Source organism: Pseudomonas sp. NFIX49, from assembly GCF_900115915.1.
Classification (GTDB): domain Bacteria; phylum Pseudomonadota; class Gammaproteobacteria; order Pseudomonadales; family Pseudomonadaceae; genus Aquipseudomonas; species Aquipseudomonas pharyngis.
The window spans coordinates 89,425-103,867 of the sequence record NZ_FOYE01000001.1 but is presented as its reverse complement, the minus strand read 5'-3'; the positions used below and the strand labels follow the sequence as shown (position 1 = coordinate 103,867).

The following is a 14,443-nucleotide window of genomic DNA, read 5'->3' as shown; positions in this document are numbered from 1 at the left end:
GAAGGTTTTTATGTCTTCCAACAAAGCCCGCGCAGATTCACTTTCGCTTCTGCTGTTTACCTTGCGCAGCGGCAAGCTGATGGCGATCAACCTGCTGAAGGTCAGTGAAATCATCCCCTGCCCGCCGCTGACCAAGCTGCCGGAGTCGCACCCGCACGTCAAAGGCATCGCCACCCTGCGCGGTGCTTCACTGTCGGTGATCGACCTGAGCCGCGCCATCGGCGAGCGGCCGCTGGAAGACCCGAACGGCGGCTGCCTGATCGTCACTGACGTCAGCCGTTCGAAACAGGGTCTGCATGTGCAGGCGGTGAGCAAGATCGTGCATTGCCTGACCACCGACATCAAACCGCCGCCGTTCGGTTCCGGCGGTTCGCGCGCCTACATTACCGGCGTGACTTCGGTGGACGGCACGCTGGTGCAGGTGCTGGACATTGAAAAAGTCATCCACGGCATCGCCCCGGCGCAGATCGAAATGGCCCCGACCGAGCTGAGCATGGAAGACGCCGAAGTGCTGGGCAACGCGCGGATTCTGGTGGTCGACGACAGCCAGGTGGCGCTGCAGCAATCGGTGCACACCCTGCGCAACCTCGGCCTGCAATGCCACACCGCGCGCAGCGCCAAGGAAGCCATCGACTGCCTGCTGGACCTGCAAGGCACGGCGCAGCAAATCAACCTGATCGTCTCCGACATCGAAATGTCCGAGATGGACGGTTACGCCTTCACCCGTACCCTGCGCGAAACCCCGGACTTCGCCCACCTCTACGTGCTGCTGCACACCTCGCTGGACAGCGCGATGAACAGCGAAAAGGCTCGCCTCGCCGGGGCCAACGGCGTGCTGACCAAGTTCTCCTCGCCCGAGCTGACCCACTGCCTGATCGAAGCGGCCAAACACGTCGCAGCCCAGGGTCACTGAGTCTTGAGCGAGACGTTCTGTTTTCTGATGCGGCGCGACCTGAGCCAGGACGTGCCGACCATCGAATGGCCGAACGGCATCGAACTCACGACTTACAGCGCCGAACGCGCATCCGCCGTGCATGAACTGATGCAGATCGGCTACCGCGAAGGCGGTGGTCGGGTGCCGGCGCTGGGCGTCTGGCAACAGCAGTTCGAAAACGATCCGGAATACGATCCGGCACTGTGTTTCATCGCCAGCGATGCCGAAGGCGTCATTGGCGTGGCGCAATGCTGGACCAGTTCCTACATCAAGAATCTGGTGGTGCACCCTCGCGCCCAGGGACGTGGATTGGGTCGGGCGTTGCTGCTTCATGCGTTCAAGGCGTTTCAGGATCGGCGTGAAGGGTTTGTCGATCTGAAGGTGCTGGAAGACAACCGGCGAGCGCAACGCTTGTACGAAATGTCTGGAATGTATGTGGTTCGCCGGGAATGGGTGCCGGACTGACAAACTAAAATCCTGCGGCATACTCCAACCTTGGCGATCAACTTCCAAGGATGCCCGAACCATGAAACGCCTCGCCCTCTCCGTACTTTGCCTCATCGCCCCGTTGGCCCACGCCTCCAGCCCCGACGCCTGGGCGGCCTACGACAAAACCGTGCTCGCCAGCTGCACCAAGGCCAGCGGCCTGAAAAACGCCAAACCGGTCGGCAACGCCGCGCAATTCGATGACCGTGTCGGCTACACGGCGCTGTTGCTGCAAGGCCAGTACCCGCAAAAACACATGAAGGGCCAGCAAGGCACCGAGCTGTGCCTGTACAACAAAAAGTCCAAAACCGCGTTCGTCACCGAATGGGACTCGATCCGCCCCACCGCCAAACCCTGAGCGAATGGCGCACAACTTGCTTCACTCCGGGCCTGTACGGCGGCTTTATGTCGCCGATTCATACCCTGATTGAAGATTGCCCGCTCAATGAATACGACCTTTTCCTGCGTAGGTTGCGGCAAATGCTGCACCGATCATCATGTGCCCCTGACCCTGGCCGAAGCCCGCATGTGGGCGGCTGACGGCGGTCAGGTGATCGTGCTGGTGGAGGCGTTTCTTGCCAACGGCCTGGGCCTGCCGGAACAGCAGCGTGAACACGCTCAGCGGCGTTCGGCGGTAGTACGCAGCGGAATGTCCGACGCCCATGTGGCGATCACTTTCGCCGCCTACAACGTCGGTCCCTGCCGGAATCTTGACGAAGACAAGCTGTGCCGCATCTACGAGCGCCGACCGCTGGTGTGCCGCATTTATCCCGCCGAAATCAATCCGCACATCCCGCTGAACCCTGCCGCCAAGGACTGCCCGCCAGAATCGTGGGAGCAAGGGCCGCAGTTGATCGTCGGCGGCGAACTGGTGGATCAGGAACTGGTGACGCTGATCCAGCGCTCCCGTCAGGCCGATCGGGATGACATCCAGACCAAGGACGTGATCTGCGGCCTGCTCGGCATCCGCACCACCGCGCTCAAGGGCGACGGGTTTACCGCGTATCTGCCGGACATGGGCGCGTTTGCCTCGGTGATCGATCAGGTCACGGCGCAGCCATTGAGCGAAGTTTCCAGTGAATGGCTGTTCCATGTCTCCGGCGACGACATCGCCGGGCAAGTACGGGCGGCCGGGGCACAAGTGGTGTCCGAACCGCCGCAGACCTACGCGTTCATCTCGTTGCGAGCAGCCTGAGCGCCCTGCCGCCGCCCCCAGAATTCCCGCGCCAGCGAACGCAAATCCCCCGCCAGCCCCGCCACATCCTGTGAGTTGAGCTGGCTCTGGCGCCCCTCATCCACCGTCAACTCACACGCCGTGCGAATACTGACGATGTTGCGGTTAATGTCCTCACTCACCGCACTCTGTTCTTCAACCGCTGCCGCAATCTGCAGACTCATCTCGGTAATCTGCTCGACCCGCCCGCTGATCCCGTCCAGGGCCCGGGCCGCACGCTGCGCCTGTTCGACGCTGTTATCCACATGCTCGCTGCTCTGCTGCATCACCAGCACCGCATCCCGCGCGCCGTTTTGCAGGGTGCTGATCATCCTTTGAATCTCATTGGTCGACTGCTGAGTGCGCTGGGCCAGGCCACGCACCTCATCAGCGACCACCGCAAACCCACGCCCGGCATCCCCGGCCCGCGCCGCTTCGATTGCGGCGTTGAGCGCCAGCAGATTGGTCTGCTCGGCGATGCTGCGAATCACCTCCAGCACCCCGGAAATCTCGCTGCTGTGGCCTTCGAGCTGATGAATCACCTCGGTCGCCCGCCCCAACTCCTCGGCCAGCCGCAACACCGCACTGCGACTCTCGCCCACCAGCAGATGACCCTCACGGGTTTCCGTCCCCGCCATATCCGCCGCCACCGACGCCTGCTGCGCATGGCTGGCCACCTCGGCCACACTGGCCGCCATCTGATGAATCGCCGCCGCCACCTGATCGGTTTCCGCCTGCTGCGCCAAGGTGCTGGTGTGACTGCTGTGCAGATGATCCACCAATTGCGCCGCATGCCCGGCCAGCCGCTGCGACGCATCGCCGATCCGCCCCACCACCGCGCCGACCTGCGCTTCAAGCATCTGCAAGGCAAACTCGATCTGCCCGAACTGATCCCGCCGCCCGGTATAAATGCCCTGGCTCAAGGGGTTGTCGGCAATCAACCGCGCACGCTCGGTCAGACGCTCCAGCGGCCGCAATAACCAACCCACGCCCAGCGCACACGCACCACTGCCGGCTACCAGCGCAGCGGCTTCGATGCCCAGAGACTCCGGCCGCAGCCAGGCTTCAATCCCCAGCACCAGCGCCAGCACCGAACTGGTCAACGCCATGATCTTCGCCCGCAAACTCAGGCTCGGCAGCCACTGCCACCGCGCCATCCGCCCCTCGCGCAACTGCGCATACGCCCGCTCCGCCGCCGCAATCTGCCGCGCATCCGGCCGCGTGCGCACCGACTGATACTCCACCGCCGCACCGTTCTGCGTGACCGGCGTGACATAGGCACTGACCCAGTAATGATCACCGTTCTTGCAACGATTCTTCACCAGCCCCATCCACGACCGCCCACCCTTGAGCGTCTGCCACATATGGGCAAACGCCTGCGCCGGCATGCCCGGATGACGCAGCAAATTGTGCGGCGCACCCAGCAGCTCGTCGCGGCTGTAACCGCTGATCCTGATGAAGTCGTCGTTGGCGTAGGTGATCGCGCTGGTCAGATCGGTGGTCGAGAGAATGTTCGCATCCGGCGCAACATCGACATTGCGCCCGGTCACCGGGAGATTGATCTTCATGGAAAGCGCGCTCGTTTTATTGGAAAGAGTCGGCAGGGCTGCTGACTCTAAGCGCACTCACTGGTTAAACGTTGATCTGGCTCAGGAACTGAGCAATTAGCCATCACTGTGACCGAAAATCACAGTGATGGCCGAGGCGGGAATGAATCAGCGCTTGCCCATCGAACGGCGAGTACCCGAAGGCGCCACACCCGGAATCTTGGCGTGACGATCACCGTCCTTGCCCTTGAATTGCGGCTGCTTGGCCGCTTTAGCCGCCGCCAGCTCACCTGGCTTGAACGGAAACTTGAACGCAGGAATGGTTGGCTTGGATTCGCCGGCCTCGGCCAGCTCTGCCGGGACATCGCTCACAGCGTTGTCGATTGGGGAAGTCATGAAAGCTCCGCGAAGCAAAAAAGTCCGGCCCGGTGGACGAGCCGCGAAAGCGCGCAGTATACCTGCGTGAGCGGACTTTAAAGAGCCCCAAAAAGGGTACGACCGGTTCCTTTTCGGGACTCTTCGACTAGCGGATCACGTTTGCGGATCAACCCGATCCAGCGCCCGGTTCACCGCCAGCTCGGCCAGCATGACGATCTGCTGGATTCCCAGTGCCGTACTGCGCTGCGGGCCCGAAAGCTCATTGGCGAAATTGCTGGCGATGGTACTGGCCGACGCCAGGGACTCGCAGGCATTGGCCAGCAGGCTTTCGGTGTCGACGTTGGGAGTGACCATATACATCGTGCTCGGGCGCGGTTTGGTGGGGTTGGGGCAGAGGTAGTAGTCGAGGGCGCGTTTGATGGCTTCGCGGTTACGGGCGAGGTCTTCGGCGCGCATGGCCTCTTCGAGTGGGGTGGGTGATTCGAGGGGTGGGTCGGGTATCAGTTTGTCCATGAAAAACTCCTACTTGGCTATGGAGCCATCCCTTGTCGTTTCCACACGACAAGAGGTGGCAGCTGTACGCAGGGTGGAAAACCGATAAGTAGGCAACCGGCCAGACCGAAGTCTGCCTGCGCACAGCCGCCGCGACGCAGTTTGCAGACGAAAGAAGACATCGGCAACGATTACGGGGAGATGCTTTGCAACTACTTGAAATCAGGTTTCCACGCCTGTTCGCTGGATTGGCAGCGACAGCCAGAGACTAGAGAGCGCACTTCCGACGGACAACCTGAAAACGTTGTGGGAAGGATCGCCGAAACAGACACAACTTTTAAACATTCGAAAATGGAACGCGGAGCGTCCCGGGCGGCATTCCCACGCGGAGCGTGGGAACGATCAAAACAATCGGTACACCCGACACGTTTCCAAACATCCGAAAATGGAACGCGGAGCGTCCCGAGCGGCATTCCCACGCGGAGCGTGGGAACGATCAAAGCAAAAGCAGTCCGCATTTGCTTCTCGCTTCCCACCACTCAACACAATGAGCGTTAGCTCGAGTACCGCTCTTGACCTGCCGGCCCCATCGGCAGGCTGAGTGGAGGGATTTATCCGGGGGTGGGAGCGCAGCGACCGTGCGGCGAAGCCGCATGCATCGAGAGGAGGTGCAGCGAAGCAAACCGTAGGCGATGCCCCCGGATGAATCCCGTAACGAAGGAACGCCGAGCCACAGCGAGGCGCCGAACGCAGGGGCCAAGCCCTTTGGTTACTTTGGGCTGGGCCGGCATTCCGGCGTTTGCCAAAGTGACCCGCCGTAAGGGCGGAACCGCCAGCCGCAGCACCCGAAGAAACGGATATTCACAAAGAACATCCAAAGCCTGGCCGGCCCAAAGGCCGCCAAGTCAAAAGCCGAAACTGACAGCGCCGTCAGCCAGCCGTCACCCTCCTGACCCCCAAACAAGTTTATAAAGACAAAACCTGCCCAAACCCCGTCCCCCTGGCGCCCCACAAGCATGCAAATCCAGAAGAAAAAGGCCCTGCTCGCCACCCTGTTGATCGCCCTCGCAGCCGCAGGTCTGTGGTACGCATACAAACCCGCCCCGGCCAAACTGGCAGCCCCCACCGCCATCCCGGTCAGAGTCGTCGCCGTCAGCGAAAAAGACGTCCCCCGCTACACCAGCGGCATCGGCTCGGTCCTCTCACTGCACAGCGTCGTAGTGCGCCCACAGATCGACGGCATCCTCACCAAGCTCCTGGTCAAAGAGGGGCAACTGGTGAAACAGGGCGACCTGCTCGCCACCATCGACGACCGCTCGATCCGCGCCAGCCTCGACCAGGCCCGCGCACAACTGGGCGAAAGCCAGGCACAACTGCAAGTGGCGCTGGTCAACCTCAAGCGCTACAAACTGCTCAGCGTCGACGACGGTGTATCGAAGCAGACCTACGACCAGCAACAGGCACTGGTCAACCAGCTCAAGGCCACCGCCCAGGGCAATCAGGCTTCGATTGACGCGGCACAGGTACAACTTTCCTACACCCAGATTCGCTCCCCGGTCACCGGCCGCGTTGGCATTCGTACGGTCGACGAAGGCAACTTCCTGCGCATGACCGACACCCAGGGTCTGTTCACCGTGACCCAGATCGACCCGATCGCCGTCGAGTTTTCCCTGCCCCAGCAAATGCTGCCAACCCTGCAAGGCCTGATCAGCGACCCGCAGCGCGCACTGGTCAAGGCCTACATCGGCGCCGACACCGATGGCGAAACCGGCAATCTGCTCGGCGAAGGTCACCTGACCCTGATCGACAATCAGATCAACGCCAACACCGGCACCATCCGCGCCAAGGCCGAGTTCGACAACCCCAACCAGAAACTCTGGCCGGGCCTGCTGGTGACGGTAAAGATTCAGACAGCGCTGGATAAAGATGCGCTGGTGGTTCCGCCCACCGTCGTACAACGCGGCCTCGATCAACACTTCGTGTACAGGGTCAACGGCGACAAGGTTGAAGCGGTGCAGGTGCAAATGGTTTACCAGGGCAGCGGCCAGGACATCATCAAAGGCGTGAAGCCCGGCGACGTATTGGTCAGTGATGGCCAGTCGCGGCTCAAGCCCGGTTCGACCGTGCAGGTCATGAGCGAACCGCCGCAGGTGGTGCAAGCGGAGCCCAAGCCATGAAGCAGCACAAAGGCGTTTCGACCTGGTGCATCGATCACCCGGTGGCGACGATTCTGCTGACCATCGCGCTGGTGCTGGTCGGGGTGATTGCCTTCCCGCGCCTGCCGATTGCCCCACTGCCGGAAGCGGAATTTCCGACGATCCAGGTCTCCGCCCAACTGCCCGGCGCCAGCCCCGACACCATGGCTTCATCCGTGGCCACGCCGCTGGAGGTGCAATTCAGCGCCATCCCCGGCATGACCCAGATGACCTCCAGCAGTGCGCTGGGCTCCACGTTGCTGACCCTGCAATTCACCCTCGACAAGAGCATCGACACCGCCGCCCAGGAAGTGCAGGCCGCGATCAACACCGCCGCGGGCAAACTGCCGAAAGACATGCCGACCCTGCCGACCTGGAAGAAGGTCAACCCGGCCGACAGCCCGGTGCTGATCCTCAGCGTCAGCTCCACGCAAATGCCCGGCACTGAACTCAGCGACCTGGTGGAAACCCTCCTTGCGCGTCAGATCAGTCAGATCGACGGTGTAGGCCAGATCAACATCACCGGTCAGCAACGTCCGGCAATCCGCGTGCAGGCCTCGGCCGACAAACTGGCGGCCATCGGCCTGACCCTCGCCGACATTCGTGTGGCGATCCAGCAGACCAGCCTCAACCTCGCCAAGGGCGCGCTGTACGGCGAATCGAGCATTTCCACGTTGTCGACCAACGACCAGTTGTTCCACCCCGAGGAATACAGCCAGCTCATCGTTTCCTACAAGGACGGCGCCCCGGTTCACCTCAAGGATGTCGCGAAAGTCGTCAACGGTTCGGAAGATGCCTACGTGCAGGCCTGGGCCGGTGATCGGCCGGGCGTGAACCTGGTGATCTCCCGCCAGCCCGGCGCCAACATCGTCGAAACCGTAGACCGGATTCAGGCCGCCCTGCCCGGCCTCGAAGCCATGCTGCCGGCCTCGGTGCAGGTCAAAACCCTGATCGACCGCACCCAGACCATCCGCGCCTCGCTGCATGAAGTGGAAATCACCCTGCTGATCGCGATCCTGCTGGTGGTGGCGGTCATGGCGCTGTTCCTGCGCCAGTTGTCGGCGACGATGATTGTCTCGGCGGTGCTCGGCGTGTCGCTGACCGCCAGTTTCGCCTTGATGTATTTGCTCGGTTTCAGCCTGAACAACCTGACCCTCGTGGCCATCGTGGTGGCCGTGGGCTTCGTGGTCGACGATGCCATCGTGGTGGTGGAAAACATTCACCGTCACCTCGAGGCCGGCGACAGCATGCGCGACGCCGCGATCAAGGGCGCCGGCGAGATCGGTTTCACCGTGGTGTCGATCAGTTTCTCGCTGGTGGCGGCGTTCATTCCGTTGCTGTTCATGGGCGGCGTGGTCGGGCGGCTGTTCAAGGAATTCGCCCTGACGGCCACCTCGACCATCATGATTTCCGTGGTGGTGTCGTTGACGTTGGCGCCGACGCTGGCGGCGCTGTTCATGCGCAAACCGGTGCATCACGCCCATGACAAACCGGGCTTCAGCGAACGCCTGCTCAGCTGGTACGAAAAAGGCCTGCGCCGCGCCCTCGCTCACCAGAAATTGATGATCGGCGTGTTCGGCATTTCCGTCGCGCTGGCGATTGGCGGCTACGTGTTTATCCCCAAGGGTTTCTTCCCGGTGCAGGACACCGGTTTCGTCCTCGGCACCACCGAAGGCGCCGCCGATATTTCCTACAGCGACATGGTGAAAAAACACCTGGCAATGGCCGAAATCGTCGCCGCCGACCCGGCCGTGCAGGCGTTTTCCCATTCGGTCGGTGTGTCCGGCAGCAACCAGACCATCGCCAACGGTCGCTTCTGGATCGCCCTGAAAAAACGCGGTGACCGCGATGTTTCGGCCAGCCAGTTCATCGACCGCATCCGTCCGCAACTGATGAAAGTCCCAGGCATCGTGCTTTACCTGCGCGCCGGCCAGGACATCAACCTCAGCTCCGGCCCGAGCCGTGCGCAGTACCAATACGTGCTCAAGAGCAACGACGGGCCGACCCTCGCGACCTGGACCCAGAAACTCACCGAAAAACTGCGCAGCATTCCGGCGTTCCGTGACATCTCCAACGACCTGCAACTGGGCGGCAGCATCACCCATATCAGCATCGACCGCAGCGCCGCCGCGCGTTTCGGCCTGACCGCGAGTGATGTAGACGAGGCGCTGTACGACGCCTTCGGCCAGCGGCAGATCAACGAGTTCCAGACCCAGGTCAACCAGTACAACGTAATTCTGGAGCTGGACACCAAACAGCGCGGCAAGGCCGAAAGCCTCAACTATTTCTACCTGCGCTCGCCGCTGAGCGGGGAAATGGTGCCACTGTCGGCGCTGGCCCGGTTCGACGCGCCGACCATCGGCCCACTGTCGATTGCCCACGACGGCATGTTCCCGGCCGCCAACCTGTCCTTCAACCTGGCGCCCGGCGTGGCATTGGGCGACGCGGTGATTCTGCTGAATCAGGCCAAGGCCGAGATCGGCATGCCGACCGCGATCAGCGGCAACTTCCAGGGTGCGGCCCAGGCGTTCCAGAGTTCGCTGAAAAGTCAGCCGTGGCTGATTCTCGCGGCGCTGGTGGCGGTGTACATCATCCTTGGCGTGCTCTACGAGAGCTTCGTCCATCCGCTGACGATCATCTCGACCTTGCCGGCGGCGGGGTTGGGTGCGGTGATCATGCTGTGGATCTGCGGCCAGGACTTTTCGATCATGGCGCTGATCGGGCTGGTGTTGCTGATCGGTATCGTCAAGAAAAACGGCATCCTGATGATCGACTTCGCCCTGGAAGCACAGCGCCATCGCGGGCTATCGCCGCAGGATGCGATTTTCGAAGCGTGTATCACGCGGTTCCGGCCGATCATCATGACCACCCTCGCCGCGCTGCTTGGCGCCCTGCCGCTGATGCTCGGTTACGGCACCGGTGCCGAACTGCGCCAGCCACTGGGAATCGCTGTGGTGGGCGGCCTGCTGGTCAGCCAGATGCTGACGCTGTTCACCACGCCGGTCATATACTTGTGGCTCGAGCGGCTGTTCCACAAGCCCAAACCTGCGCCCGTCGCGGCGCTGGCAACGACAGACTGAGGCGGGTCATGCGCGTTCTGATTATCGAAGACGAAGAAAAAACCGCGGACTACCTGCACCGCGGCCTGACGGAACAGGGTTACACCGTGGATCGGGCCCGCGACGGCGTCGAGGGCCTGCACCTGGCGCTGGAAAGCGACTACGCGGTGATCGTCCTCGACGTGATGCTGCCGGGCCTCGATGGCTTTGGCGTATTGCGCGCGCTACGTGCGCGCAAGCAGACGCCGGTGATCATGCTCACCGCCCGCGAGCGGGTCGAAGACCGGATCCGAGGCCTGCGCGACGGCGCCGACGATTACCTCGGCAAACCGTTTTCCTTCCTCGAACTGGTGGCGCGCCTGCAAGCGCTGACCCGCCGCAGCGGCGGCCACGAACCGGTACAGGTGAGCATCGCCGACCTGTGGATCGATCTGATCAGCCGCAAGGCCACCCGCGCCGGCACTCGGCTGGACCTGACCGCGAAAGAGTTTTCACTGCTCAGCGTGCTGGCCCGGCGTCAGGGTGAAATCCTCTCGAAAACCGCGATTGCGGAAATGGTCTGGGACATTAATTTCGACAGCGACGCCAACGTGGTCGAAGTCGCGATCAAGCGCCTGCGCGCCAAGCTCGACGGGCCGTTCGACGAGAAACTGCTGCACACCATCCGGGGCATGGGTTATGTGCTGGAGAGCCGTGGTGTCCAGTAACTCTATCGCCCTGCGCCTGAGCGGGATGTTCACGCTGGTGGCGCTGCTGGTGTTTCTGTTGATCGGCGGCGCGCTGTATCAACAAGTGGACAAAGGCCTGGGCCTGCTGCCGGAAGCGGAGCTCGATGCGCGTTACAGCGTTCTGGAATCGGCGCTCAACCGCTATGGCACCCCCGAGCATTGGGTGAAGATCAACGCCAAGCTCAAGCTGCTCGGCGAAGAGGACAAGCGCATCCGTTTCTGGGTGGTCAGCGGCAATCCGGGCTACGAGTTTGGCGAGCCGAATGCCTTGATCCGCGCGTTTGCCCAAGGCCCGCTGGGCATGCGCGATCTGCAACTGCCCGACCATCCCTATCCGCTGAAAGTGCTGCTCACCGAACTGCCGGCCAAGGATCAACGCCCCCCGCTGCGCTTCATGATCGGCATCGACACCGAGACCTTTCACCAGACCCAGCATCAGTTGCTGATCGCGCTGGTGAGTCTGGCGGTGATCGGCGTGCTGCTGGCCTCGGCGTTGGGTTACTGGGTGGCGCGAATCGGCCTCAAACCGCTGATCAAACTGTCCCACGAAGCCCAGCGGCTGGCACCGCCGTTGCGGGCCGGGCGTCTGCGACTGTCGCCGTTGCCGCCGGAACTGGAGCAGTTCGTCGACTCGTTCAACTCGACGCTGGAGCGGGTTGAGCAAGCCTATTCGCGGCTCGAATCCTTCAACGCCGACGTCGCCCATGAACTGCGCTCGCCGCTGACCAACCTGATCGGCCAGACCCAGGTCGCCCTGACTCGCGGGCGCTCCGCCGAGCATTATTTCGAAGTGCTGCAATCCAACCTCGAAGAGCTGGAGCGCCTGCGCTCGATCATCAACGACATGCTGTTCCTGGCCAGCGCCGATCAGGGCAGCAAGGCCACCAAACTGACGTCGACTTCGTTGGCCGATGAAGTGGCGACCACCCTCGAATACCTCGATTTCATCCTTGAGGATGCGCAGGTCCAGGTCCACGTCAGCGGCGATGCCCAGGTGCAGATCGAGATCGCCCACTTGCGCCGAGCCCTGATCAATCTACTGAGCAACGCAGTGCAACACACCGCGCCGGGACAAGTGATCGAGGTGCAGATCGCGGTCGAGGAACATAAGGTCAGCATCGGCGTAGCCAACCCCGGTTCGCCGATTGCCAGCGAGCATTTACCGCGCTTGTTCGAGCGCTTCTACCGGGTCGATGCGTCGCGCAGCAACAGTGGCAACAATCACGGGTTGGGGCTGGCGATCGTCAAGGCGATCGCGTTAATGCACGGCGGCGATGTGTTTGTGCGCAGTGATCGCGGGATGAACACCTTCGGAATCCACCTCCCCGTCTGACCCCTCTCCCGATCGTTCCCACGCTCCGCGTGGGAATGCAGCCCGGGACGCTCCGCGTTCCACTCCAAAGCCGAACACAGAGCTTCCATCAAGGTGTTCCCAAGCCGAGTCCTGGAATGATCACCCGTTGATCTTTGCTTCCGCTGTAACAGTCATTTATGAAAATCACGCTGTTTCACAACGCCCGGCAACCTTATCTTTGCCCGCACCAAACAGCACTTGCCAAGCAAGAAGGTTTTCAAGATGTCCAACAGTATGGGTATTGCCAGCGCTTTCGTTTTGTCCTCATTGATCCTGTCGCCGATGGCGATGGCTGAAGAATCCCAGACGTTTGTAGCGCAAAACGCCGCTCGCGCTCACGCATTCGAACAGCATCAGGCAGAAGTGATGGCCAAGGCTCAGGACGCTACGCAAGCCCCGCAGGCCTTAAATTCTCAGGCTCAAGCCTCCGAGAAAGACAGCTGAGTCGCGCACTGCGCAACGTTTCCCTCGACGCGGTTGTTTGGCTCTTCCCGTTCAACCGTCGTCCTTGCAGGCCGCTGATTTTCAGCGGCCTTTTTTCGTTGTGGTCTGAAAGCTGTCTGGTACGTCTTTGACAACTGGAAACATCCCGCACCTCATGACATTGAAGTGTCAGTTGACCCAAGGAGCTTTACCGCACGTGCGTTACCCAGTTCGCTTCACCCCGCTGTTCATTGCAATTGCCGCAACGATTGCCCCCGCCGCCCATGCTGCCGAAGCCGAGCAGCAAGGTTTCGTCGAAGGCTCGAGCCTGAACCTCAATGCCCGCAACTACTACATGAACCGCAACCGCCTGCAGCAGACGGACGACAACATCGAGTGGGGCCAGGGGTTTCTCGGCAAATTCGAGTCGGGCTACACCGAAGGCACGGTCGGCTTCGGCCTCGATGCGCACGCCATGCTCGGCCTGAAACTCGACGGCGGTGGTGGTACGGACAACTCCAGCATCCTGCCGGTCAGTGACGGCAGCGGCAAAGCGCCGGGTTCGTTCTCCACGGCGGGTGGCACCCTGAAGATGCGCGCGTTCGATACCGAGCTGAAAGCCGGCGATCTGTTCCTCGCCAACCCGGTGATCGCCGGTGGCGAGACGCGCATGCTGCCGCAGACCTTTCGCGGCATCAGCCTGACCAACCACAGCTTCGACGGCTGGATGATCGAAGGCGGCCAGGCCAGCTTCACCAAGCCCTACAACCAGAGCGGTCACAAACGCATCGGCACTTCTTACGGCACCCTCGCCGACGACGACAAGAGCCAGCACCTGAACTGGGCCGGCGTGGCTTGGAGCGGCGTCGAAGGCCTGACCAGCAGCCTGTACGCTTCCGAGCTGAAGGACATCTGGAACCAGTACTACTACGACCTCGACTACACCTGGGCGCTGAATGATCGGGTGACCCTCAACCCGGGCCTGCACTTCTATCACACCCAGGACACCGGCGACGCGCTGCTGGGCAACATCGACAACAACACCTACAGCCTGCATTTCACCGTGGGCATCGGCAGCCACAGCGTTACCGCCGCGTATCAGCGGGTCAACGGCAACACGCCGTTCGATTACATCAGCCAGGGCGACAGCGTCTACCTCGACAACTCGCAGCAGTACTCGGACTTCAACGGCCCGAACGAGCGCTCGTGGAAACTCAAGTACGCCTACGACTTCGCCGGCGTCGGCCTGCCGGGGCTGACCTCGTCGCTGTCCTACTCACGCGGTACGCTGGACCTGACCAAGGCCGATCCGGACAGCAAGGGTTACGCCTCGTGGTACAGCGCCGAAGGCCGCAACGCCAAACACTGGGAGCGCGACATCGACCTCAAATACGTGGTGCAGAGCGGCCAGGCCAAAGACCTGGCGGTATGCCTGCAATGGGCGACCAACCGCGGCGGCAACGGTTACGGCGCAATCGATACGGACACCGATGAATACCGTGTGATCATCGACTACCCGATCAACGTCTTCTAAGATCGGCACCACGATAAAAGGCCAGCCTGATGCGCTGGCCTTTTTCTTGCCTGTGGCAGCGAGCGGGTACAACTACGCTTAGAAGAATCTCCAACCGAAA

13 protein-coding genes and 1 pseudogene are annotated in these 14,443 nt (G+C 61.9%); 10 read left to right on the top strand and 4 right to left on the bottom strand.

Annotated features, from left to right (window positions below; genetic code table 11):
* Positions 1-10: 10 nt before the first annotated feature.
* The 4 genes from BMZ46_RS00530 (at position 11) to BMZ46_RS00515 (ending at position 2,615) form a co-directional block, all read left to right on the top strand.
* Positions 11-913, top strand: a complete 903-nt coding sequence (locus tag BMZ46_RS00530; RefSeq protein WP_011335848.1) for a chemotaxis protein CheV — start codon at positions 11-13, stop codon at positions 911-913.
* Between the two features lie 27 nt (positions 914-940).
* Positions 941-1,399: a GNAT family N-acetyltransferase gene (locus tag BMZ46_RS00525; protein ID WP_074691012.1), complete on the top strand. Its 459-nt coding sequence runs from the start codon at positions 941-943 to the stop codon at positions 1,397-1,399.
* A 61-nt stretch (positions 1,400-1,460) separates the two neighbouring features.
* Positions 1,461-1,778 carry a hypothetical protein gene (locus BMZ46_RS00520; RefSeq protein WP_007956738.1) on the top strand — a complete coding sequence of 106 codons (318 nt, stop codon included), beginning with the start codon at positions 1,461-1,463 and terminating at the stop codon, positions 1,776-1,778.
* Positions 1,779-1,865: 87 nt separating this feature from the next.
* On the top strand, positions 1,866-2,615 hold the full coding sequence (locus BMZ46_RS00515) for a YkgJ family cysteine cluster protein (protein ID WP_074691011.1): 750 nt from the start codon (positions 1,866-1,868) through the stop codon (positions 2,613-2,615).
* Here the strand turns inward: BMZ46_RS00515 and BMZ46_RS00510 are convergent.
* The 4 genes and pseudogenes from BMZ46_RS00510 to BMZ46_RS00500 all read right to left on the bottom strand — a co-directional run bounded on the left by BMZ46_RS00510 (position 2,585) and on the right by BMZ46_RS00500 (position 5,071).
* Complete coding sequence (locus tag BMZ46_RS00510) at positions 2,585-3,712, bottom strand: methyl-accepting chemotaxis protein (protein ID WP_371855243.1); 1,128 nt, start codon at positions 3,710-3,712, stop codon at positions 2,585-2,587. The two genes, BMZ46_RS00515 and BMZ46_RS00510, sit on opposite strands and share 31 nt — an antisense overlap.
* A gap of 207 nt (positions 3,713-3,919) precedes the next feature.
* Positions 3,920-4,201 (bottom strand): annotated as a pseudogene (locus BMZ46_RS29695) (PAS domain-containing protein); the annotation flags it as partial.
* 147 nt (positions 4,202-4,348) lie between these two features.
* The gene (locus BMZ46_RS00505) at positions 4,349-4,576 is read right to left on the bottom strand and encodes a hypothetical protein (RefSeq protein WP_039765632.1); all 228 of its coding nucleotides are present in this window, start codon (positions 4,574-4,576) and stop codon (positions 4,349-4,351) included.
* Positions 4,577-4,711: 135 nt separating this feature from the next.
* Entirely contained in the window at positions 4,712-5,071 is a 360-nt protein-coding gene (locus BMZ46_RS00500; RefSeq protein ID WP_074691009.1) for a DUF6124 family protein, read from the bottom strand.
* 995 nt (positions 5,072-6,066) lie between these two features.
* Here BMZ46_RS00500 and BMZ46_RS00490 point away from each other — a divergent pair.
* The 6 genes from BMZ46_RS00490 to BMZ46_RS00465 all read left to right on the top strand — a co-directional run bounded on the left by BMZ46_RS00490 (position 6,067) and on the right by BMZ46_RS00465 (position 14,343).
* Positions 6,067-7,227: an efflux RND transporter periplasmic adaptor subunit gene (locus BMZ46_RS00490; protein ID WP_074691007.1), complete on the top strand. Its 1,161-nt coding sequence runs from the start codon at positions 6,067-6,069 to the stop codon at positions 7,225-7,227.
* A complete protein-coding gene (locus BMZ46_RS00485) occupies positions 7,224-10,325 on the top strand; it encodes a multidrug efflux RND transporter permease subunit (RefSeq protein ID WP_074691006.1) in 3,102 nt (1,033 codons plus the stop codon). The genes BMZ46_RS00490 and BMZ46_RS00485 overlap by 4 nt, the downstream gene beginning before the upstream one ends.
* A gap of 8 nt (positions 10,326-10,333) precedes the next feature.
* A complete protein-coding gene (locus BMZ46_RS00480) occupies positions 10,334-11,011 on the top strand; it encodes a heavy metal response regulator transcription factor (RefSeq protein ID WP_011335857.1) in 678 nt (225 codons plus the stop codon).
* Complete coding sequence (locus BMZ46_RS00475) at positions 11,001-12,365, top strand: heavy metal sensor histidine kinase (protein WP_074691005.1); 1,365 nt, start codon at positions 11,001-11,003, stop codon at positions 12,363-12,365. Before BMZ46_RS00480 ends, BMZ46_RS00475 begins: the two co-directional genes overlap by 11 nt.
* Positions 12,366-12,608: 243 nt before the next feature.
* Entirely contained in the window at positions 12,609-12,830 is a 222-nt protein-coding gene (locus BMZ46_RS00470; RefSeq protein WP_039766234.1) for a hypothetical protein, read from the top strand.
* Between the two features lie 196 nt (positions 12,831-13,026).
* Positions 13,027-14,343: an OprD family porin gene (locus BMZ46_RS00465; protein ID WP_074691004.1), complete on the top strand. Its 1,317-nt coding sequence runs from the start codon at positions 13,027-13,029 to the stop codon at positions 14,341-14,343.
* The last annotated feature ends 100 nt before the right edge of the window (positions 14,344-14,443 follow it).

Bases quoted from the DNA above. Each gene is read 5' to 3' on its own strand.
- BMZ46_RS00530 (WP_011335848.1), top strand. From the start codon at position 11: ATGTCTTCCAACAAAGCCCGCGCAGATTCACTTTCGCTTCTGCTGTTT.
- BMZ46_RS00525 (WP_074691012.1), top strand. From the start codon at position 941: ATGCGGCGCGACCTGAGCCAGGACGTGCCGACCATCGAATGGCCGAAC.
- BMZ46_RS00520 (WP_007956738.1), top strand. From the start codon at position 1,461: ATGAAACGCCTCGCCCTCTCCGTACTTTGCCTCATCGCCCCGTTGGCC.
- BMZ46_RS00515 (WP_074691011.1), top strand. From the start codon at position 1,866: ATGAATACGACCTTTTCCTGCGTAGGTTGCGGCAAATGCTGCACCGAT.
- BMZ46_RS00505 (WP_039765632.1), bottom strand. From the start codon at position 4,576: ATGACTTCCCCAATCGACAACGCTGTGAGCGATGTCCCGGCAGAGCTG.
- BMZ46_RS00500 (WP_074691009.1), bottom strand. From the start codon at position 5,071: ATGGACAAACTGATACCCGACCCACCCCTCGAATCACCCACCCCACTC.
- BMZ46_RS00490 (WP_074691007.1), top strand. From the start codon at position 6,067: ATGCAAATCCAGAAGAAAAAGGCCCTGCTCGCCACCCTGTTGATCGCC.
- BMZ46_RS00485 (WP_074691006.1), top strand. From the start codon at position 7,224: ATGAAGCAGCACAAAGGCGTTTCGACCTGGTGCATCGATCACCCGGTG.
- BMZ46_RS00480 (WP_011335857.1), top strand. From the start codon at position 10,334: ATGCGCGTTCTGATTATCGAAGACGAAGAAAAAACCGCGGACTACCTG.
- BMZ46_RS00470 (WP_039766234.1), top strand. From the start codon at position 12,609: ATGTCCAACAGTATGGGTATTGCCAGCGCTTTCGTTTTGTCCTCATTG.